Annotated in this window: 16 protein-coding genes; 10 read left to right on the forward strand and 6 right to left on the reverse strand. The window is 62.1% G+C overall.

The features are described from left to right. Positions 1 to 1,623, forward strand: coding sequence for a hypothetical protein (locus V7651_RS04225; RefSeq protein WP_335612320.1), 1,623 nt, complete (start codon positions 1 to 3; stop codon positions 1,621 to 1,623). Here the strand turns inward: V7651_RS04225 and V7651_RS04230 are convergent. Then, the gene (locus V7651_RS04230; protein ID WP_335612321.1) at positions 1,618 to 2,487 is read right to left on the reverse strand and encodes a mechanosensitive ion channel family protein; all 870 of its coding nucleotides are present in this window, start codon (positions 2,485 to 2,487) and stop codon (positions 1,618 to 1,620) included. The two genes, V7651_RS04225 and V7651_RS04230, sit on opposite strands and share 6 nt — an antisense overlap. Before the next feature lie 257 nt (positions 2,488 to 2,744). On the opposite strand from V7651_RS04230, the gene murB reads away from it, so the two are divergent. After that, positions 2,745 to 3,740: a UDP-N-acetylmuramate dehydrogenase gene (murB, locus tag V7651_RS04235; protein ID WP_335612322.1), complete on the forward strand. Its 996-nt coding sequence runs from the start codon at positions 2,745 to 2,747 to the stop codon at positions 3,738 to 3,740. On the opposite strand, the gene V7651_RS04240 is transcribed toward murB, so the two are convergent. Next, positions 3,737 to 5,794: a TonB-dependent receptor plug domain-containing protein gene (locus V7651_RS04240; protein ID WP_335612323.1), complete on the reverse strand. Its 2,058-nt coding sequence runs from the start codon at positions 5,792 to 5,794 to the stop codon at positions 3,737 to 3,739. The genes murB and V7651_RS04240 overlap by 4 nt on opposite strands. 242 nt (positions 5,795 to 6,036) lie before the next feature. Here V7651_RS04240 and V7651_RS04245 point away from each other — a divergent pair, with 242 nt between their 5' ends. The 6 genes from V7651_RS04245 (at position 6,037) to V7651_RS04270 (ending at position 12,667) form a co-directional block, all read left to right on the forward strand. Further along, positions 6,037 to 6,945, forward strand: a complete 909-nt coding sequence (locus V7651_RS04245) for a D-alanine--D-alanine ligase (protein ID WP_335612324.1) — start codon at positions 6,037 to 6,039, stop codon at positions 6,943 to 6,945. Continuing rightward, positions 6,933 to 7,802, forward strand: coding sequence for a cell division protein FtsQ/DivIB (locus V7651_RS04250; RefSeq protein ID WP_335612325.1), 870 nt, complete (start codon positions 6,933 to 6,935; stop codon positions 7,800 to 7,802). The genes V7651_RS04245 and V7651_RS04250 overlap by 13 nt, the downstream gene beginning before the upstream one ends. Next, positions 7,802 to 9,094, forward strand: a complete 1,293-nt coding sequence (gene ftsA / locus V7651_RS04255; protein WP_335612326.1) for a cell division protein FtsA — start codon at positions 7,802 to 7,804, stop codon at positions 9,092 to 9,094. The genes V7651_RS04250 and ftsA overlap by 1 nt, the downstream gene beginning before the upstream one ends. An 88-nt stretch (positions 9,095 to 9,182) precedes the next feature. Further along, entirely contained in the window at positions 9,183 to 10,613 is a 1,431-nt protein-coding gene (gene ftsZ, locus V7651_RS04260) for a cell division protein FtsZ (protein ID WP_335612327.1), read from the forward strand. A gap of 187 nt (positions 10,614 to 10,800) precedes the next feature. Next, positions 10,801 to 11,706, forward strand: a complete 906-nt coding sequence (gene lpxC, locus V7651_RS04265; protein ID WP_335612328.1) for a UDP-3-O-acyl-N-acetylglucosamine deacetylase — start codon at positions 10,801 to 10,803, stop codon at positions 11,704 to 11,706. Between the two features lie 127 nt (positions 11,707 to 11,833). Beyond that, positions 11,834 to 12,667 carry an outer membrane protein assembly factor BamD gene (locus V7651_RS04270; protein ID WP_335612329.1) on the forward strand — a complete coding sequence of 278 codons (834 nt, stop codon included), beginning with the start codon at positions 11,834 to 11,836 and terminating at the stop codon, positions 12,665 to 12,667. Between the two features lie 3 nt (positions 12,668 to 12,670). Here V7651_RS04270 and ligA read toward each other — a convergent pair whose 3' ends face one another. From ligA to V7651_RS04290, 4 genes are all read right to left on the reverse strand, one after another. Continuing rightward, positions 12,671 to 14,776: an NAD-dependent DNA ligase LigA gene (ligA, locus tag V7651_RS04275; protein ID WP_335612330.1), complete on the reverse strand. Its 2,106-nt coding sequence runs from the start codon at positions 14,774 to 14,776 to the stop codon at positions 12,671 to 12,673. Continuing rightward, on the reverse strand, positions 14,773 to 16,464 hold the full coding sequence (gene recN / locus V7651_RS04280; RefSeq protein WP_335612331.1) for a DNA repair protein RecN: 1,692 nt from the start codon (positions 16,462 to 16,464) through the stop codon (positions 14,773 to 14,775). The genes ligA and recN overlap by 4 nt, the downstream gene beginning before the upstream one ends. A 57-nt stretch (positions 16,465 to 16,521) precedes the next feature. After that, positions 16,522 to 18,333 carry an aminopeptidase P family protein gene (locus tag V7651_RS04285; protein ID WP_335612332.1) on the reverse strand — a complete coding sequence of 604 codons (1,812 nt, stop codon included), beginning with the start codon at positions 18,331 to 18,333 and terminating at the stop codon, positions 16,522 to 16,524. Between the two features lie 61 nt (positions 18,334 to 18,394). Beyond that, complete coding sequence (locus V7651_RS04290) at positions 18,395 to 19,252, reverse strand: 50S ribosomal protein L11 methyltransferase (RefSeq protein WP_335612333.1); 858 nt, start codon at positions 19,250 to 19,252, stop codon at positions 18,395 to 18,397. A 65-nt stretch (positions 19,253 to 19,317) separates the two neighbouring features. On the opposite strand from V7651_RS04290, the gene V7651_RS04295 reads away from it, so the two are divergent. Beyond that, a complete protein-coding gene (locus tag V7651_RS04295; protein ID WP_335612334.1) occupies positions 19,318 to 20,238 on the forward strand; it encodes a peptidylprolyl isomerase in 921 nt (306 codons plus the stop codon). After that, entirely contained in the window at positions 20,235 to 21,005 is a 771-nt protein-coding gene (gene pgeF, locus V7651_RS04300) for a peptidoglycan editing factor PgeF (protein ID WP_335612335.1), read from the forward strand. The genes V7651_RS04295 and pgeF overlap by 4 nt, the downstream gene beginning before the upstream one ends. The last annotated feature ends 49 nt before the right edge of the window (positions 21,006 to 21,054 follow it).

Below are 21,054 nucleotides of genomic sequence, written 5' to 3' on the forward strand. Positions count from 1 at the left end.
ATGTTCTTTCTTCTTGCCCAGATTTTCCCGCTCCTGCTCCTGGCCGCCGTGCTGGGCGCCGTGCTTGCCTATTGGTGGCTGAAGAACCGGCAGATGGACGTCACCGAGTCCTATGAGCTGATTACCGAGCGCCTCGCTGCGATCGAGGCTCGCCCGGAACCTGCGGCCCGCGAAGACTATGAAGCCGGCATGGCACTGATCTCGTCGGCGGTCCGCTCGCTGCGCATGCCGGACATGGACCCGGTCAATCAGCGGCTTGCCGCGCTGGAATCCTCTGTCTCTGGCTTTACCGTGCCGGAAACCGACCTAGCGCCGCTGCATGGCAAGTTTGACGGCGTGGATGCGAACCTGTCCGGCATCGCCTCGCGCCTTACTGACATCGAGGGCCGCATGACGGCGCAAGACCCGCGCCTTAACGCTCTGGACGAGCGCCTGTCAGGGCTGGGAACACGCGTTGCCGATGTCGATCCGCGTTTCACGAAACTGGATGACCGTCTGACTGCGCTGGATGCCGCTGTTACTTCTATTGCCCGCGCCGTCAGCGAGCTGCGCAATACCGACCTGCAGCCAGTTGAAGCCCGCTTCGGCAAGATCGAGGAAACGCTGTCGGCGTTCAAGATTCCCGAAGTCGATCTCGGCCCGCTGCATAGCGGACTGGCCCGGCTCGACCTGACAATTGCCGGTCTTGACCGCCCTGCGACCGACCTTGGCCCGGTCCAGACCCGTCTCTCGGAGTTTGAAAGCCGCCTGACGCAACTCGGCGAACGGCTCGAAGTGGCGCAAAAACGCGACATGGACAAACTGTCTGCGGATATAACGGCGGTCGCGTCCGGGGTATCGGGCATCGAGATGCCGGACATGGGCGCCGTCTACCAGCGACTCGTCAGCGTCGAACATGCCATTGCGACCTTCACCATTCCCGAGCCAAACCTGGCGCCGATGTATGAGCGCCTCGCAGCGCTGGAGGAAACCGTGTCGGCCATCCGAACCGGAATGCCGGGAACGCCGGACCTTGCACCCGTTGAACGCCGTATCGCCAGCCTGCAGGAAGCCTTCCTCACGCAGACGCCAACAGACTTTACGCCTGTGCTGGACGCCGTTCAGGCCATTGAGGGAAATCTCGACCTTGAGGCGATGGAGAACCGGCTTAACGCCATCGAGTATGGCCTCGCAGCCATCCACCATACGCTCCGGGCGCGGCCTGAACAGACCACTCCAAAAACAGAGCGCGCATCAAGGACGCGGACAGCGCCTGCTGCAGTCTCGCCCTCACCTGCCGTTTCCGCCACGCCCGTCGCGCCCCCTCCCCCACCGCCACGCGAACTCGACCCCATCAACGAGGCACGGCGTGAGGATGACGAGGCCAACCTGCTTGTCGAGGCAGCCTTCGGTGATGCCGATGACCTTGAACGCATCAACGGTGTTGGCCCGATGCTGTGCGAATTGCTGCATGAAGTGGGCGTGTTCTATTTCTGGCAGGTGGCCGAATGGAGCCCGCAGGATATCCAGTGGGTCGATGGAAAGCTGGAGCACTTCAAGGGCCGCATTACGCGCGACAAATGGGTGGAACAAGCCCGCGACCTGGCCATGCTGCCGGATTCGGCCCGCCGCCCTGGGTCATAGGTCGTTGCGCGGGTCCTTGCCGGTCATCAGTCCCGCATCCGAAAATTGCGCCTCGGCGCGTACGCGCGGCAGGGCATCAGGATGTTCCTTCTGCAGCCAGTCGATCATTTCCTCACGGATGTAACAGCGCAGGTCCCAAGCCTGCGGTGAATTGCGGGCGCTGGCGAGCGCCCGGATCGTCAGCGTGGCATTGTCCTTGGTCTCAGACACTTGCAGGTTCACGACATCGCCATCCCAGAGCGGCGTGGCCTTGCAGATTTCTGTCAGCTTCTCGCGCATCTCTTTTACGGGTGCGCGATAGTCGACATACCAGAAGACGCTGCCAATGATGGAAGCCGACTGCCGGGTCCAGTTCTGGAACGGCTTCTCGATAAAATAGGACACGGGCACGACGAGGCGGCGCCAATCCCAGATCTTCACGACGACATAGAAAAGTCCGATCTCCTCAATCCAGCCCCACTCGCCTTCCACGACAACAGCATCCTTGATCCGGATCGGCTGTGTAAACGCGATCTGAAGGCCTGCGATCAGATTGCCAAGCACCGGGCGGGCCGCCAGACCGATTGCGAGACCCGCAATCCCTGCGGACGCAAACAGGCTAACACCGAATTGTCTGACGCCCGGGATAACGGTTAGTGCCGCAGCGACCGAGACGATCGCCCCGATCACCACCCAGACGCGCCGCGTGACATCCAGCCGCGTCGCCAACTTGCGTGCGGTCAGGTCATCGGGCTGGTCCATTTTCAACGTGGAAAGGCGGCGCTTGATAAGTGCATCGATCGTGGTCGTAAGGGCCCACCCGATTGCGCCAACAATCAGCACGTTTGCCAGAACATTGAGCGCCTCGCCGAGTGCCGACGGCATTTCGCGATTGTCTGGCAGGAAGTGGGGGCCCAGGCGACACGCGACGGCCAGCAACGCGAAGGCGACCGGGGGCCGGAAGCGCTTTATCCAGCGTGTCCTGTGCTTGAATTGCTCTTTCGGTGCGATCAGATCGGTCCTTTCAGTCCTACAGACTACGGTCACGCTCTCAACTGGGTTCCAACAGGTCAACAGCGCCACGCCGATTGGGTCATTCTGGGGGAATTTAAGGGCGCTCGCGCCCAAGCCTTGGGCAGCCTATGGCCACCGCCCGCTTGACAGACGGCCAAGTTCCGGCGACGCCATCCGCCGTGAATAGCACCGTTTCCCTCCCCCCCGTTCGGGGCAAATTGATCGCGCAGGCGAACCTTGCCCCCTATACTTGGTTCCGTGTGGGCGGACCGGCAGACTGGCTGTTCCTACCGGCCGACGCCGATGATCTCGCTGATTTCCTGACGCAGCTCGACCCCGCCATCCCCGTCACCGTTCTGGGTGTTGGGTCCAACGTGATCGTGCGCGATGGCGGCATTGAAGGCGTGGTCGTGCGCCTGATGGGGAAGGTCTGGGGCAAGGTCGAAGCTGAGGATGGCATTTCTCTCTCTGCAGGCGCGGGGGCGCTGGACCTGTCGGTCGCGAAAGCCGCCGCAGAAAACGGCATCAAGGGACTGGAATTCCTGTCAGGGATTCCGGGGTCCCTTGGCGGCGCTACACGGACGAATGCCGGTTGCTATGGCAAGGAATTGCGTGATGTGCTCGTGAGCCTTCATGGCGTCAGGCGTGATGGCAGCCGCGTTGCCTATCGCGGCCCGGCCCGGCCTGGCACCCGGCCTGAAGCCCATTTTTCCTATCGTCACACTGACTTGCCGGATGACCTGATCGTCACCCGCCTACTGCTCGAAGGCAATGATACAGGCGCTCCGGCTGACATTCTGGCGGATATCGAAGCCCTGCAGAAACGTCGGGCAGAGACCCAGCCCATCCGCGAAAAGACATCTGGCTCTACCTTCGCCAATCCTGATCCACCCGGCACGCCGAACCAGCGCTCGGCCTGGAAACTGATTGACGCAGCCGGATGTCGCGGCTTGCGGGTCGGTGGCGCGCAAGTGTCTGAGCTTCACTGCAACTTCCTGATCAATACGGGTGAGGCGACTGCCGCCGATCTCGAAACATTGGGCGAGACCGTTCGCGCCCGCGTCATGGATCACAGCGGCGTCCAGCTGCGCTGGGAAGTACGCCGCATCGGGCGGCCTGCCTAGAACGTGCCCTTGAGCTTGAAGGACACGATCGGTCCGAAATCGCGTGAGCGCGCTTCGCGGGTCACGAGCGTGCCGAGCCGGTTGGGCGCGTAGGTCTCCCGCCAACGCCAGTCATGCTGGTTGAGGATGTTGCCAAGCGTCAACGTACCGGTCATGCCGAGCAGGTCCTTGTTCTCGACATAGACATAGGAAAATGCGGGCTGGTTGCCCTGATGGGTCACTTCGTCGAGCCTGTAGACCTCGTTTTCATTATAGGATTCCAGGAACAGTCCCACGGCCCAGTCCGTCTTGGGAATATCGCGCCTGAGTTCAGTATTGAGATAATACACGTTGTCGCCATTGATCGGCCGGTCTGCACCGGTCAGGGGATCAGTGACACGGGAATCGCGCCATTCGCCATGAAATGTCAGTTGTGTTCCAGTCAGGCCCAGCTTCGCAAATTTCACTGTCGCGTCCATATCGGCGCCGATCCGCCACGCAGAATCGAGATTGCCTGGCCCGTCGCCTGCACCGATCGGCACCCGATCGACAATATCTTCGATGTCTGAACCGAAGATGGTCAGCGTCGCCGCGCCCCAGTCGTGAAAATCCTTCTCGGCGGAGACGCTGAGCTTCCACACCTGTTCAGGAACTATCTCGGAATTTCCCTGACTGCCATTTCCCTGATTGAGGTTCACAGACGAAATGAAGTCGAAGAAATCGAGTTGGCCCACTTCACGGTCAAGTCGTGTGACAAGCTTCAGGGACGGATCGACTTGCCAGGACACGCTCGCAAAACCCTTCGGCCGTGTGAAAGTCCGCACATTCTCTGCATCGCCCGTCTGGGATAGTTCAGACATTTCAGCGCCGAGGGAAACCTGAAGACTGACACTTTTTGACAGGGCACGGCCATGCGTGACCGTCAGCTCACCGCGCTGCTCTTCGACGCGAGAGTTCGCATTGGGCAGGAATATCTCGGTCAGCGGCGCCCCGTCTTCCGATGCGAACAATTGGGATTGGGCCTCAAGGAAGTTGAAGGCGCCCTCCAGCGAGACCTGCCAGTCACGGCCAGGCGCGGGCACCCAGGCATATTCTCCCCGCAGGATATATTCGCCTTCATAGACTGTCTGGTTGAAGAGGGAATCGAACGCGTCGCTCCCGTCAAGATTGCCCCCACGCACCCGATCTGTCGTCGGGCTTTCCTCACGGCGGGCCAGTGTAATCGCCTTCAGGCGCCCCGGCCCCAGATCGAAGGCATAGTCTGCGCCCAGCTCCACTGTCTTTTCATCTTCAGACCCCTGGAAGAGGCGTCGCCCTTCAGGGCCGCCGACGGGAAACAGCTTCGAGACCTCCTTGTCATCCGGTTCATAGATGCCAACCTTGGCGCTCAGGTTCGCAATATTGCCCCCCACCGGCTTCCAGGCGAGCGATCCGGCAAGTGAGGCATATTCGGCCGCATGGGTATAATCTTCCTTGCGGGTTTCGATCAGCGTGCCCGTTGCGTCGGTTATGCGTTCAGGTCCTGCGTCAGCACCGCGCTCGGGGGCGCTCTCGGCCTCCATTGTCCAGCTGAGCGCACCCTTCCCGCCTGAGAGGCTTAGCGCCATGTCATTATAAGTCGGCGGCAGGTTTTCACGGGAACGGGTTTTCCAGTGCCAGGTGCCGGAAATGCCGGCCGTGTCCCGCGTAATCACGTTGACGACCTGGCCTGACAGGCCCGGAATTCCCAGAGCCGTTCCATCAAGCAGTTCAACACGCGCGACATTGGCAATCGCGATGCGGCCGAGCACAGACTCAGCACCGTTCGATTTGCCGGAAACGCGCTGTCCGTTGATGAGAACATTCCCGGTCGCCTGACCAAAGCCACGAGACCCGTCATCATCATCGTCAATCGAGAAGCCCGGAATACGCTCGACCATTTCGAGGGCGGTGCGCGGCGCGAACTGGGCGAAATTTTCTGGTGTGTAGACAGTTGGCGTCTCACCCGTGTTCGCTTCAATCGCCTCGGCGGCGATTGCATGGGGCGCTGCCAGCGCAAGGAAGACGCTTGCGCAAATCGGAACCGGGTGTTTCATGTGAGCGTGTTTCCTGGCATAATTTGTCTTGGGACGCATGCGGCGCTAGGCATCAGATCGTATCGTAATTCGATAACATATGACTACATATGTAGTCATATGTTGGCAATACCCTCTTGGTGACTTTTTCGTAACTTGAGCCGGAGCATGATCCGGTTTCGCCTGACTCATGCCGCTTTCGTGCGGCATAGGCGGTGGCAAGCGGCAGAAAACCCGCACTCAACTTGCAAGAAGGACAGGCCATGAAGCGCGTAGCAGTCATTTACGGGGGCTGGTCTTCCGAACGCGAAGTCTCGCTATCATCAGGCAAACAGATGGCTGAGGCTGCGCGCGGTGCAGGATATGATGTCGTCGAGATTGATGCCGGGCGCGATCTGGCTGCACAGCTTAGCGAAGCGAAACCCGATGTCGTACTGAACGGCCTGCATGGCCCCTGGGGTGAGGATGGCTGTGTGCAGGGCCTGCTCGAAGTGATGGACCTGCCCTATTCCCATTCTGGCGTTCTGGCCTCGGCCCTCGCCATGGACAAGCTGAAATCCAAGGCCGTCTATCGCGATGCTGGCCTGCCCATCGCCGCTGACAAGCGCGTTACGCGCGCGGAAGCTGCCGCAAGCCACCCCCTGAAGCCCCCCTATGTCGTCAAACCGGTCGCGGAAGGATCCAGCTTTGGCGTGCTGATCGTACGCGAAGGGGCCAATACACCGCCGCAGGAATTGCTGGGGCCCAGCTGGCATTATGGCGACAATCTCATGGCCGAAGAATTCATCCCCGGGCGGGAACTGACGGTCGGCGTTCTCGGCGACCGGGCCCTCGCTGTCACTGAGATCACGACCTTAAGGGACTATTACGATTTTGATGCGAAATATCAGGCTGGAGGATCGCAGCATGTGATCCCGGCAAACCTGCCTGCTCACGTGACCGAAGCCGCGATGGACGCAGCTCTCAGGGCACATCAGGCGCTCGGCTGCCGGGGTGCGACGCGGTCCGATTTTCGCTATGACGACAAGAGAGACCGCCTCGTGATCCTGGAAACAAATACACAGCCCGGCATGACGCCCACCTCGCTTGTCCCCGAACAGGCTGCTTTCGTTGGCATGTCCTTCGAAGCGCTTGTCGCATGGATGATCGAGGATGCTTCATGCCAAAGGTAAGCCGTAACCAGTCTGTCCCTTCCCGTTCGCGCCGCCGCCCCGCCACCATCGTCGATGAGTCGACGGGCGAGGAAATCCGCGTCTCGTCCATCCTGTTCGGGCTGGTCATGCTGATCGCCATCATTGTGGCAACGGCCGCCTGGATGGGTGGATCGCTGTCACAGATCGAAACGCGCTTTGGCGGCTTCATGGATGATACGGCCCGTATGGCGGGCGTGTCGGTCAATGATGTCTCCGTGCTCGGCCTTGAGCAGAACCCTGCACTGGCCGACGATGTGCGCGCCGCCGCAATGATCGAGCCTGGCGAAAACATGTTCCGTGCCGACCCGAAACTGATCCGCCACCGCGTTGAAGCCACCCGCAAGGTGCTGAACGTGCGTGTACACCGCCTCTGGCCCGGCCAGATCGTGATCATCGCGGATGCGGCAGAGCCGGTTGCCCTCTGGCACGACGGCAAGGAATGGACTGTTGTCGACGGCCTCGGTCGCATCCTTCCGGACGCCAATGCCGATGACCACAAGACCCTCGTGCGTCTGGCTGGCCGCGGCGCGCCGCTTGCCGCGCCTGCCCTCGTCAAAGCCCTGAAGGAGGCGCCCGATGTCGCCGCCCGGCTCGCCATCGCCACGCGCGTTGCTGATCGCCGCTGGGATGTTCGCCTTGTAAATGGCGCCACGGTTCGCCTGCCCGAAGACACCGGCATGGAAAGCGCCCTCGCCCGTCTGACCAAATTGCAGACGCGCACTGCCCTGTTGCAGCGCCCGGTCACCATGATCGACCTGCGCAACAAGGGCCGCGTCTACCTGTCACCCGCGCTTGAAGGCGGCGCAATCAAAGTTGCAGAGGCGGCCCGTTCCTGATGGCAAATGTACAGTCCAGACGCATCGCCATGAATGGCTCCCGCAGCGGCACAGTGGCTGCGCTGGACATTGGCTGCTCCAAGATCACCTGCCTCATCGGCCGGAATGATGGCAGCGGCCCACGCCGTTTCCAGATTCTCGGCGGCGGGCGCCAGCAATCGCGCGGCTTCAATGGTGGCGCGATTACCGACATGGAAGGCCTCGAGCGCTCCATCCGCCTCGCTGTGGAAGATGCAGAGCGTGAAGCCGGCGAGCAGATCAGCGAAGTCATCCTCGGCATAACCGGCCCAAAGCTCGCCTGCACGCTGGTGACAGCCGCAATTGAGATTGGCGGACGTTCCATCACGCACAAGGAAATCAAGCGCCTGCAGGCGCTCGCCCTTTCCAAAGCGCCCTCCAAAGGCGTCGATGTTCTGGCCGCATGGCCTGTCGCCTACCGTGTCGACCAGCAGGAAGGCGTGCGCCAGCCTGCGGGCATGTACGCCGAACAGCTGGGCATCCTGCTCTCCGTCGTTACGGCGCCGCGCCCCATCATCAAGAACCTCGTCGAATGTGTCGGTCGCGCCCATCTGGGCGTCTCGGCCCTTGTCCCCTCTTCCATCGCGAGCGGCGCCGGCACGCTGATTGATGACGAGATCGAGAACGGCGCCATCTGTATCGACATGGGCGCTGGAGTGACCGCTGTCTCGGTCTATCTCAACGGCTCGCCAGCATGGCTTGGCCTGGTGCCCACAGGTGGCACACATGTCACCAGCGACATCGCGCAGGGTATCGGCACGACATTCGCAGCCGCCGAGCGGCTCAAGTCCGTCTACGGTACAGCCAATCTGGAAGGCCCCGGCCTTGCCGAACGCATCGAAGCCCCGCGCCTTGGCGATGATGGCCGCCTGCAGGGTATGCGCATGGAAAAAGGCGCGATTGCCGAAATCATTGCCCCACGCATCGAAGAGACTTTCGAGCTTGTGAAAAAAACGCTGGATGCCAGCGGTGTGCGCTCGGTCCTCCCCCGCCGCATCGTTCTGACCGGTGGCGCGAGCCAGTTGTCGGGCGTGCGCGATGTGGCTTCCCGTATCCTCAACGCGCCTGTTCGGCTCGGCCGCCCGACAATTGCCGAATTTCTTGGCGAAACACTGGGAACGCCTGCTTTTTCCACAGCCTCGGGTCTGCTACTGTATTCGGAGTTGGGATTCGTGGACGCAGCCGGGGCAGGCGTCGCAGTGAAGGATTATGGGACCGAGACAGGCAGCGGAGCAGTGAACAAGGCATTCCATTGGCTCAGAGAAAATTTCTGACACCTTTTGTCTTCACTTAACTGTCTTTTAGCCGTGAGGGGCCAAGGTGGCCTCAACCCGGTTCCGGAATGTTGATTGAGGTACGCGAATGACACATGAACTCACGCCCAGGATTCTCGTCTTCGGTGTTGGCGGCGCAGGCGGAAACGCTGTCGACAACATGATCGAGGCTAACCTGCAAGGCGTCGAATTCATCGTCGCCAACACTGACTCTCAGGCGCTCAACCGCTCCAAGACAGAGCAGCGCATCCAGCTCGGCCCTGAAACGACCTCCGGCCTTGGCGCTGGCGCGCGGCCTGAAATCGGCGCGAAAGCAGCCGAAGAGTCGATCGCCGAGATCAAGGAATACCTGACCGACGCCCATATGGTGTTCATCGCTGCCGGCATGGGCGGCGGCACGGGAACCGGCGCCGCGCCTGTCATCGCACGTACGGCGCAGGAAATGGGCATCCTGACAGTCGCAGTTGTTACCAAGCCATTCGGCTTTGAAGGCGCCCGCCGCATGGCGCTCGCCGATCAGGGCCTGATCGACATCCGCAAGCATGTCGACACGATGATCGTCGTTCCGAACCAGAACCTCTTCCGCATCGCCAATGACCGCACCACCTTTGCCGAAGCCTTCCGCATGGCCGACGACGTGCTCTATTCAGGCGTCCGCGGCATCACTGACCTGATGGTCATGCCGGGTCTTATCAACCTCGACTTTGCCGATGTCGGCTCGATCATGCGCGGCATGGGCACAGCCATGATGGGCATGGGCGAAGCTGAAGGCGAAGGCCGCGCCCTTGAGGCCGCCCGTTCCGCCATCGATAACCCGCTGCTGGATGAAGTCAGCCTCAAAGGTGCCAAGGGTGTTCTGATCAACATCACTGGCGGCTATGACATGACGCTATTCGAACTGGACGAAGCGGCCAACGAGATACGTCGCGAGATCGACCCAAACGCCAACATCATTCTCGGCTCGGCCTTTGACCCAGAGCTTGAGGGCAAGATCCGCGTGTCAGTGGTTGCGGCCGGTATTGAATCCGGCGAGGAAATCAAAGCCGAACCGCAGCCCGTTCGCGAAACGGTTCGCCAGCCCATCGCTGCGCCGATAGCGGAAGAAGTCGAAACAAAATCCGAAGCCGCCGAGGCCGACGAGCGCCCCTTGGTCATCACCGGCCATACGTCGCCGATGCGTTCCGAAGAAAGCGACCCACGGTCCGACTTCAAGGGCCAACCCCTGCCCGCGGACCATTATGAAGGCGCAGAAGGCGAAGATGAAGTGACCGCAGACGCTGTCTTCGGATCGCGCAAGGAAGCCCCTGCCCCGGACAAGGCGCGTCCGGAACAGGGCGCGTCCGGCTTTTCCCACCTGTTCGGATGGCGCCGCAATCCGCAGGGCGAGAATGACGACGCGCCTGAAGCGCACGTTCCAGGCCAGATCATATCTTCCCCGGATGACCATCCCGAAGCAGCCCCGTTCGATGACGCCGACCTCGAAATCCCGGCCTTCCTGCGCCGTTCGGCAAACCACTGATCCGGCCATAAAATACACGGTCTGCTCAGCTACATTATTTCAAAATAAATGCAACAAATACAGGGCCGTGATGTAGATCACGGCTCTTTTTGTAACACGCCGAAACAAGGCGTGTTTTGTACTTGCGGCCAAGCACCTCCAGATTGCAGCCTGAAGTGGCGAGTCGATAAGGTTAAGTAGAATGCAGATGCAGCAGACAATTGAACGTCCGGCGGTTTGCGCCGGCATCGGCGTTCACAGCGGCGAAAAAGCCCGGCTTGTCCTGAAACCTGCTCCTGTTGGCACCGGCGTCGTGTTTCGCCGCACTGATCTTGATGCCAGTGACATCACTATCCATGCCCATGCCGATGCCGTGTCTGACACGCGCCTTGGCACGACGATGACAAATGAGGCGGGGGTCTCGGTTGCAGTGGTTGAACACCTCATGGCCGCTCTTGCCGGTATGGGTATCGACAATTTGATCATCGATATTGATGGCCCCGAAGTGCCGATCATGGATGGCTCATCGGCCGTTTTCTGCGAGTTGCTGCTTCAGGCCGGCCTGAAGAAACAGTCTGCCCCGCGTCGCCGCATCCGCATTCTTGAGACTGTCGAGATTATCGACGGCCCGAAACGCGCCACGCTGTCACCGGCCGATGATGCCGTGCTGACGCTTCGCGCCCGTATCGAATACGACGATTCCGTCATCGGCATTCAACAGATGGCACTGCGCCTGGCGCCGGGCATGTTCGCACGCGACCTTGCCTTCGCCCGCACTTACGGTTTTGCGCGGGACGTGGAAATGCTGCGCGCCAATGGCTTGGCCCGCGGCGGTTCGCTCGATAATGCGGTCGTCCTCGACGACGGCGCTGTGATGAACCCTGAAGGTCTGCGCGCCGAAGATGAATTCGTGCGCCACAAAATGCTGGATGCTGTCGGCGACCTGATGCTGGCCGGCGCTCCGATTGCTGGCAGCTATGACGCCGTCCAGCCCGGTCACGCGCTCAACAATGCGCTTGTGCGCAAGCTTTTGGCCACGCCGTCCGCCTGGTGCTGGGAAACAGACGCCGATATCGAGGCGGAAATGCCCGTTCGCGCCCGGGTTTCAGTATAAGACAGCCCCGACTGCCGAGGCTTCATTGCGACCACTTAACACGCCGCATGACAATGATCCTTGGAAATCCCGTACAGATCAGGCTAATCAAGCTGAAGACATTCACAGCTGAAAGTTCCCGACCGGCATGTCCCTTCTGAAACTCCGCCCAAGCCTTCTGATTCTGGCCACTGTTGTTGCCATTTCAGGCTGCCAGTCCGGCAGCAAGCGCAAGCAGGAACTCGCCTATGTCGAGCGTCCGGTCGAACAGCTGTACAACGCCGCTGCCGTCCAGCTGGACAAGCGCAATTATCCACGCGCCATTCTCCTCTTCAACGAAGTCGAGCGCCAGCACCCCTATTCCGAATGGGCGCGCAAATCGATGGTCATGACGGCCTATGCCAATTATCAGGCACGCGACTATGATGAAGCCATCTCTGCAGCCCAGTCATATCTCAGCCTGCACCCCGGCGGCTCTGAAGCCGATTACGCCTATTATCTCATCGCATGCTCCTATTTCGACCAGATCGTCGATATCGGCCGCGATCAGCGCACGACCGAATTGGCACTCGCCGCGCTGCAGGACGTGACCCGCCGCTATCCTGACACCTCCTATGCGCGTGATGCCGGCCTGAAGATCGACATGGTCAACGACCAGCTCGCTGGCAAGGAAATGGAAATTGGGCGCTGGTACCTGCGATCAAACCAGACACTGGCTGCCGTGAACCGCTTCAAGACGGTGGTGACAACCTATGACACCACGTCCCACACGCCAGAAGCCCTCCACCGCCTTGTCGAATCCTACCTGACGCTTGGCCTGCGCGATCAGGCACTCGCGGCAGGTGCCACGCTTGGCTACAACTATCCGACCAGCGTCTGGTACAAGATGAGCTACCGACTGCTCACCAAGGAAGGGCTCGATCCCGAGGCCGTTGTGCCGAAGCGCACCCTGATCCAGAAGATCCTTCCCGGCGGGAAATAGGTCTTAGGCCCCGTCTATGAGGGCCAGCCATTCATCTTCGGTAAGAGTTTTGACGCCCAGGGCTTCGGCCTTGGAGAGCTTTGAGCCTGCGCCGGGGCCCGCGACGAGGATATCTGTCTTCGCCGAAACTGATCCGGATACTTTTGCGCCGAGGGAGCTTGCCCGCGCCTTGGCTTCGTCGCGCGTCATCCGCTCCAGCGTACCGGTGAAGACGACCGTTTTGCCCGCTACCGGGCTGTCGCTGGCTGCGGCCGTCTCGTCCTCGACCGTGACTTCGGACAGGAGCGCAGAGAGCATATCGGCATTGTGCGGCTCGTTGACGAAGGCGCTGAGGGCGCCAACGGCTGCGCCGCCAATACCATCAATGCCCATCAGCTCTGCCGTCGCTTCACCATCCGGTCCCTGCTCTGCTGCAGCCTCGACAAGGCTCCAGAACGTGTTCCACGAGAGGAAGTGACGAGCGAACTGGTTGGCCGTTGTTTGCCCGACATGCCGTATTCCCAGACCGTTCAGGAACCGTGCAAAGGGCACCTTGCGGCGGGCGTCGATAACCGTGAGGAGCTTTTTGGCGGATTGGGCACCGAACCCGTCCCATTCGGACAGCGGTGGCAGGCCCAGCTCTGCGATGCGTTGCTCAATGCGGAAGATGTCCTGCGGGGCGCGCACGACGCCCTTTTCGTAGAAGAGCTGCACCTGTTTCGCGCCAAGGCCGTCAATATCAAGCGACTTGCGGGACACGAAATGCTTCAGCCGTTCGACGGCCTGGGCGGGGCAAACCAGGCCACCCGTGCACCGGCGGCGGACATCCGACTCGCCCTTCTCGTCGACATCCCGGACCGCTGCGGAACCGCAGACGGGGCATTCATGGGGCATTTCGAAGGGCTTCCCGGACCCTTCACGGACCACTCGCAGGACTTGCGGGATGACATCCCCGGCACGCTGGATCTCGACTGTGTCACCGACTTTGACGCCAAGGCGTGCGATCTCGTCTTCATTGTGCAAAGTGGCATTCGACACGACCACGCCGCCAACTGTGACGGGCGTCAGACGCGCGACCGGGGTGAGCGAACCGGTACGCCCGACCTGTATGTCGATGCCTTCGAGCAGCGTCGTCGCCTTCTCGGCGGGGAACTTGTGCGCAATGGCCCAGCGCGGCGCGCGGCTGACAAAGCCGAGCCGCTGTTGCCAGTCCAGTCGGTCGACCTTGTAGACAACGCCATCAATGTCATAGCCGAGGCTGGCGCGCTGGCGTTCGAAATCCCGATAGGCGGCGATCAGGCCTTCGACGCTCTGCGCACGCGTCATCAGCGTGTTCACGTCGAACCCCCATTTTGCAAAGAGCGCGATCGCATCGGTCTGGGTTTCAGCAAAAGGCGCACTCGCGGCGGCCCAGGCATAGGCGAAGAATTTCAGCGGGCGGGATTTGGTGATTTCAATATCGAGCTGGCGGAGGCTGCCGGCCGCCGCATTGCGCGGATTGGCGAAGACCTTACGGCCGGCCTCGGACTCACGGGCATTGAGTGCGGCAAAATCGGCATGGGACATGTAGACCTCGCCGCGGATCTCGACGCTGTCCGGCCAGCCCTTCCCGGCAAGGGCTTCGGGCACATCCCCCAGCGTGCGGGCATTGGCGGTGACATCCTCGCCGACCTGCCCGTCGCCGCGTGTGGCGGCACGCACGAGCTGGCCCTTTTCATAGGTCAGACTGAGGGAAAGGCCGTCAATCTTCGGTTCGGCGGTGATCGCGACAGGCTCGCTTTCCGCGAGGCCGAGGAAGCGGCGGATGCGCCCGACGAACTCGGCGACGTCCTCGTCGGAGAAAGCATTGTCGAGCGAGAGCATGGGCGCGCCATGGGTCGCTTTGGAGAAGCCATCGCTGACAGCGGCGCCAACCTTGCCTGTCGGGCTATCGGCGCGTTTCAGTTCGGGAAAGCGTGCTTCTATGGCCAGATTGCGCTGGCGCAGCGCATCATAGTCCGCATCGGTCAGGCTCGGGGCGTCGTTCTGGTAATAGGCCTCGTCGGCTTCGCGGATCGCGTCGGCCAGACGTGCCAGCTCTTCTTCAGCTTGCTGAGGCGTCAGCGCTTCGACGGGGACGGGTTGGCTCATACATCCTCCAGCAACCTCCCTGCGGCGGCGCGGGCCTCTTCGGTGACCTCGGCGCCAGACAGCATTCGGGCAATTTCTTCCTGCCTAGCGCTGTCATCTAGCCCGCGAACGCGCGTCCCGCCAGCACGATCAGTGTCTTTTTCAACAAGCCACTGTGCTGCAGCCGAGGCGGCAACCTGTGGGCTGTGGGTCACGGCAAAGACCTGTCGCGCGCCAGCCAGCCGAACGAGGCGCTCCCCGATGGCCGCAGCAACAGACCCGCCGACGCCCTGGTCGACTTCATCGAAGATGAGGGTCTGGGCCGAGCCTGCCTCGGCCAGCGCGCACTTCAGTGCCAGCGAGAAACGGGCAAGTTCACCGCCGGAGGCAATCTTGCGCAGGGGCCCGAACCCGGCGCCGGGATTGGTCTCGGCCTCGAATTCCACGCGGTCAGCGCCATAAGCGCCGCCATCCCCTTCCGGCAGGGCCTCAACGCAGATGCCAATGGTGGCCCGGCCAAGCTTCAGCGGGGCCAGCTCTTTCGCGATGGCCTTTTCCAACTGGCCGGCGGCCGCCTTGCGGGCAACAGTCAGCTTCTCTGCCACCTGATGGTAGCGCGCCTGCGTCACCGTTTCTGCCTTGCGCGCGGCAATCAGGGCATCTTCGCCCGCTTCAGCGAGGTCGAGCTGACCGCGCAATTTCGCGAGCAGGTCCGGCAGGGCCTCAGGCTCTGTCATATGCTTGCGGGCAAGCGCGCGCAGCGCAAAGAGGCGCGACTCGGCGCTTTCGAGCGCAGACGTGTCATGAGAGATCAGCCGTTCGAGACCGAACACGGCCGCGCCCGCTTCACGCGTTTCGATGATCGCCCGCTCAATCGCCTCTGCGGCTGCCCGTGCCGCAATTGGCAGCGTCTCATCAGAGCCTTCAAAGCCCGGCAAGCGGCAGATGCGCTCGACGGCCCGCGCGGCGCGCGAGAGCGCCGTCTCCATATCTGCGCCATCCATGGCGGTTTCGGCCTCGCTGACGGCCTCGGTGACCCGCTCGGACTGCATCAGGCGCATGCGCCTTGTGGTCAGCTCTTCAGCCTCACCCGAAACCGGCGCCAGCCGCTCAAGTTCCTCAACCGCCTGCCCCAGCCATTCACGCGCTGCAATGGCCTCGGCTTGCTCCGCCTCAAGCCGCGCCCGCGTCTCGCGCGCCTCATGCAGGGCGTCAAAAGCCGTCGAACAGGCTGAGAGGAGCGCCTCATTACCGGCAAACTGGTCCAAAAGGCGGCGATGCATGGAGGGCCGCATCAGGGCCGAGGCCGCATGCTGGCCATGGATCTCGACCAGCATTTCGCCAATCTCGGCCAGGAGCGCTGCGCTCACGGCCTGATCATTTACGAAGGCCCGGGCCGGGCCGCTGGTGCGGACGACGCGCTTCAGCGTCAGGGCTTCGTCCATCGAGGCATCGATGCCCTGCTCCTGTAACAGAGCCCAGACGGGGTGACGCGACGGCGGTCCGAACTCGACCGCAACACTCGCCTGCGTCGCGCCATTCCGGATGAAGGACCGGTCAGCGGGCGCGCCCATGGCGAGCGACAGAGCATCAAGAATGATCGACTTGCCGGCCCCTGTTTCGCCCGTAAGCGCGGTGAAGCCAGCGCCCGGCTCAATGTCCAGGCGGTCAATCAGAACGAAATCACGGATCGAAATGGACAGGATCATGCCTGTTCCAATACCATTGGAACAAAGCAAGAACAATATGCTTTTTCGTTAACGCGATCAGATCACTGCGCAGGCCTGTTCAAGCCACGCCTTCACATCGCCCTCAAGCTGGCCAGACAGGACATCCAGAACGCGCGCATGATAGGCGTTGACCCAGTCCCGCTCGGCTTTTGACAACAGGTCGACCTCGATGAGGTCGCGCGCCAATGGCGCCCATGTCAGGCATTCAAAGCCCATCATGTCGATCTCGCCCCCGGGAATGGCGGCTGGCGGGGTCACATATTGCAGGTTCTCGATACGGATGCCGTATTGGCCTTCGCGGTAATAGCCGGGCTCGTTCGACACGATCATGCCGGGTGCGAGCGGCACGGCGTTCCATGGCTTTGCGATGCGGTGCGGGCCTTCGTGGACGCCGAGATACACGCCGACGCCATGACCCGTACCATGCTGGTAATCGAGCCCGGCCTGCCAGAGCGCGTGACGCGCGAGCACATCAAGGTGGGTGCCTGTCGTTCCTTTCGGGAACCGCACGGCGGCAAGCGCGATATGGCCCTTGAGGACGAGCGTGTAGTGCTTGCGCATGTCGTCGCTCGCCTTGCCGATGGGCACAGTGCGCGTGACGTCCGTTGTTCCGTCGAGATACTGGCCGCCGGAATCCACGAGAAAGAGGGAATTTTTTTCCAGAACCAGATTCGACGCGGTCGATACGCGGTAGTGCGGGAGGGCGCCGTGCGGGCCTGCGCCTGAGATGGTCGGGAAGGAGAGATCGTTCAGGCCGGAATATTCCTCGCGGAAGGCTTCCAGCTTCATGGCAGCTTCGATCTCGGTGACCTTGCCGCTCTGGGCTTCGGTATCGAGCCAGTGAAGGAACTTGGTCAGCGCCACGCCGTCGCGATTATGCGCCGCCGTCGTGCCGGCAATCTCTGCCGCGTTCTTGCAGGCCTTTGGCAGGGCGACCGGATCGCGTTGCTTCAGCACTTTGGCCCCTGCGGCCTCCAGCGTATCGAAGAACCAGGCCGAGGCGACATCCGGGTCGACGCTGACAGTCTTGCCCTTCAGGTCTTGCAGGCCCGCTTCGAGTTCGGACAGCGGGCGCAGCGTGACGCCATTGCCGAGATGGGTGCGGAGGGCGTCGCTGACTTTCACTTCATCGAGGAACAGCTCGGCTGATCCGTCAGCGCGCACGATGGCGCGGCCAAGCGGCAGCGGCGTACAGCTGACATCGCCGCCGCGAATATTGAACGCCCAAGCCACAGATGCAGGGGACGTGATGACAGTCGCATCGGCCTTGTCGGCCTTCAGGGCCTTGCCGAGGCTGGCGCGTTTTTCGGCATGTTCAACGCCAGCATAAGCCACATCATGCGGCACGACGGGGGCGGTTGGCTGCTCAGGGCGGCCTTCCCAGGCGCGGTCGATCGGGTTTTCGGCGACCGCAACAAGATTGGCGCCTGCGGAAGCGGCGGCCGCTTTGAGCTGGGCCACTTCGTTCGGGCTGATCAGTTTGGGGTCATAGCCGATGGTCTTGCCGGACATGTCCTGCTGGGCGAGCCAGCCAAAGGCGCCGGGCTCGGGAATGCCTTGGACCTCGAACAGGGCTGGATCGGTCTGGTCGGCGGCCTGCAATGTGTAGCGGCCATCGGCGAACAGGATGGCGCGGTCTGTGAACACGAACGCGTTGCCGAACGAGCCGGTAAAGCCGCTGACCCATGCGAGGCGCTCATTGGCGTCCGGCAGGTATTCGTTCTGGTATTCATCATCATGCGGCACATAGAGGCCGTCGAGATTCATTGCGGAAAGCGCCTTGCGAAGGAGCGGCAAGTGGGTGCGGCCGTCTTGCGGCCCGCCCTTGATGTCAAATGTCTGTCTCATGGCTGCTGTCTTACCGCCGCGCGGCCCCCTTGGAAAGCCGCTGGCAGCTCACAGGGCCGTGTCAGCCAGGCTTGCGGAAGACCAGCGTGGACCAGCCATCCTTCTTGATGCGGTGCTGGAAGCTGAGACCGCGCGCGGCAAAGGCGCTGCGAACCGGCCCTGCCTGATGGTGCAGCAGGCCGGACAGGATGATCGTGCCGCCGGGCGCCGTGAGCGGCGCGATGGTCGGCGCAAGGCCGATCAGCGGCTTCATCAGGATGTTGGCGAAGACCGTGTCATAGGGCCCGCCCTGCCGGATGCGGGGCGTATTGGCGCCGGTGATATGTAGCGCGGTGAAGCCTGAGACATGGTTCTTCTCGGCGTTCTCATTGGCAACGCGCACGCTGTCGAAGTCGATATCCGTGCCGATGGCGGAATGGGCGCCGGCTTTCATGGCCGCAATGGCCAGAACGCCGGAACCGGTGCCGAGATCCAGCACCTTGCCGATGGCGCGGCGGCGGCGCACTTCGTCGAGCGCCAGAAGGCAGCCGAGCGTTGTGCCATGGTGACCAGTGCCAAAGGCGGGGCCGGCTTCGATCAGGACGGCGATCTTGCCGGGCGATGTGCGCGCGAGGGCATGGCTGCCCGCAACGATGAACGGACCGGCTTCGACGGGCGGCAGGCCTTCGAGCGACAGCGTTACCCAGTCGCGGTCCTGCAATTCTTCAATGCGCGCGATCAACTCGGGCGAGGCTTCGGTAATGATATCGACGCATTCCTCGGCCTCTTCCAGGGTTTCGCAAAAGGCATCGAGGCGCCAGGCCAGCCGGCCGTCTTCCTTGGCATCCACGGCACCTGCAGGCGACGGATCGGCCCAGGCGAGCGCGTCCCATGCAGTTTCGATTGGCGCGCGGGCGCCTTTAGCGGTTATCTGGTACATGGCGCAGGCGCTTAGCAGCGAAGCGGCAACTGCGCCAGAGGTCTGATTGAAAGGGGATGCAGAGGATGCGGTGGATCGGAGCAGTCGGAGCGGCGTGGGCCCTGATGGGGTGCGCCATGGCGCAAACAGGGGATATGGGCGCGCCGGAAGCCGAATGGCGCCGCGTCGATCCCGAAAACCTTGTTATCCTCGAAACCACGACAGGGACTGTCGCCATTGAGCTGGCCGCCGATGCCGCGCCTGCACACGTTGCGGAGTTCAGGCAGGCGGTGCGGGCCGGAACCTATGATGGCGAATATTTCTATCGGGTCATCGAAGGTCATGTGGCGCAAGCCGGCCTCGAATTCGAACAGCGGCTGGGCGACTGGCCGCTCCTGCCGCTGGAGGCAGAGCGTACCGTTTCTGCGGAGGGATTTACGCCGCTCGGCAATGCAGACCTGTTTGCTGAAACAGCTGGCCACCGTGGCGGCTTTGCGGCCGGGCGCGAGGGCGAGCAGGAATGGCTGCTGAACTGTCCCGGCGCGCTTGGCATGGCGCGGGATACAGGCGCCGATACGGCCTCCATCGAATTCTTCATTCCGCTGGCGCCGCGCCGCTATCTGGATCGGAACTATACCGTTTTCGGCCGGGTGATTGACGGCATGGACAATATACACCGCCTGAAACGGGTTGATCCCGTCGACGAAACGGACATTCCGGATTTCTTCGACAAGGGCGAAGACGCGGCAAAAGACGCCTTTGCAGCACGCGCTGACCGTCTCGCAGGAAATGAAATCCTGAAGGCCTCGCTGGCGGCGGATCTGCCCGAAGCGTCACGTCCGGTTTATGAGGTGATGGCAACGCCCAGCCCGGCATGGGAGGCCCTGAAACGATCCAAGCGGGACTATTCCGGCATCCCGGCCGTCGTGCATGTGCCGCCTATGGTGCTTGATGTGTGTAGCCTGCCTGTACCTGCCCGCCGCGCTGAAACCGAGCCAGCCCGATGAGCGCCGGCATCCCTTTCACGACAAGCGAGGCGCTGTTGGGCCTGCCCGGTGTCACGCATGGATTCTTCGGTCGGCAGGGCGGTGTCTCAAGCGGACTTTATGATAGCCTCAATGTCGGCGAAGGCTCTGGCGACAAGCCGGACAATGTGGCTCGCAATCGCCTGCTGGTGTCTGCAACACTCGGCGCGCGGCAGCTGCTCTCCTGCTACCAGGTGCATTCTGCCAGCGTCGTACCCGTCGAAACGCCCTGGACGGAACGACCTCAGGCCGATGCCATGGTAACGGACAGGCCCGGAATAGGCCTCTGCATCCTGACGGCGGATTGTACGCCGGTCCTCTTTGCGGATGCTGAAGCCGGAATCATCGGCGCGGCGCATGCCGGCTGGAAAGGCGCGCTTGGCGGCGTGCTCGAAGCGACCGTCTCGGCCATGACGCGCATGGGCGCGGAACGCGCGCGCATTCATGCCGCCATCGGCCCGACCATCGGACAGGCGAGCTATGAAGTCGGCCCGGAATTTCGCGACACGTTCATGGCTGGATCGCCCGGCAGCGAAGTCCTGTTTCGCCCGGGCATCGGGGATCGCTTCCAGTTCGACCTGCCGGGCTTCGTTCGCCAGCGGCTCGACGCCGTGGGTATTGGCGGGGTTACCGATATTGGCCACGATACGTGCGCGCTGGAAGACATGTATTTTTCCAACCGGCGCCGCAATAACCGGGGTGAGGCGGATTATGGCCGCAACGGCTCCGTGATCCTGCTGAAAGACTGACGCGCAACCTGGAAGGATTTCACATTCACCCCGTGCGTGTTTCTGGGGC

The sequence above is a fragment of the Hyphomonas oceanitis genome (assembly GCF_036964545.1).
Classification (GTDB): Bacteria; Pseudomonadota; Alphaproteobacteria; order Caulobacterales; family Hyphomonadaceae; genus Hyphomonas; species Hyphomonas oceanitis.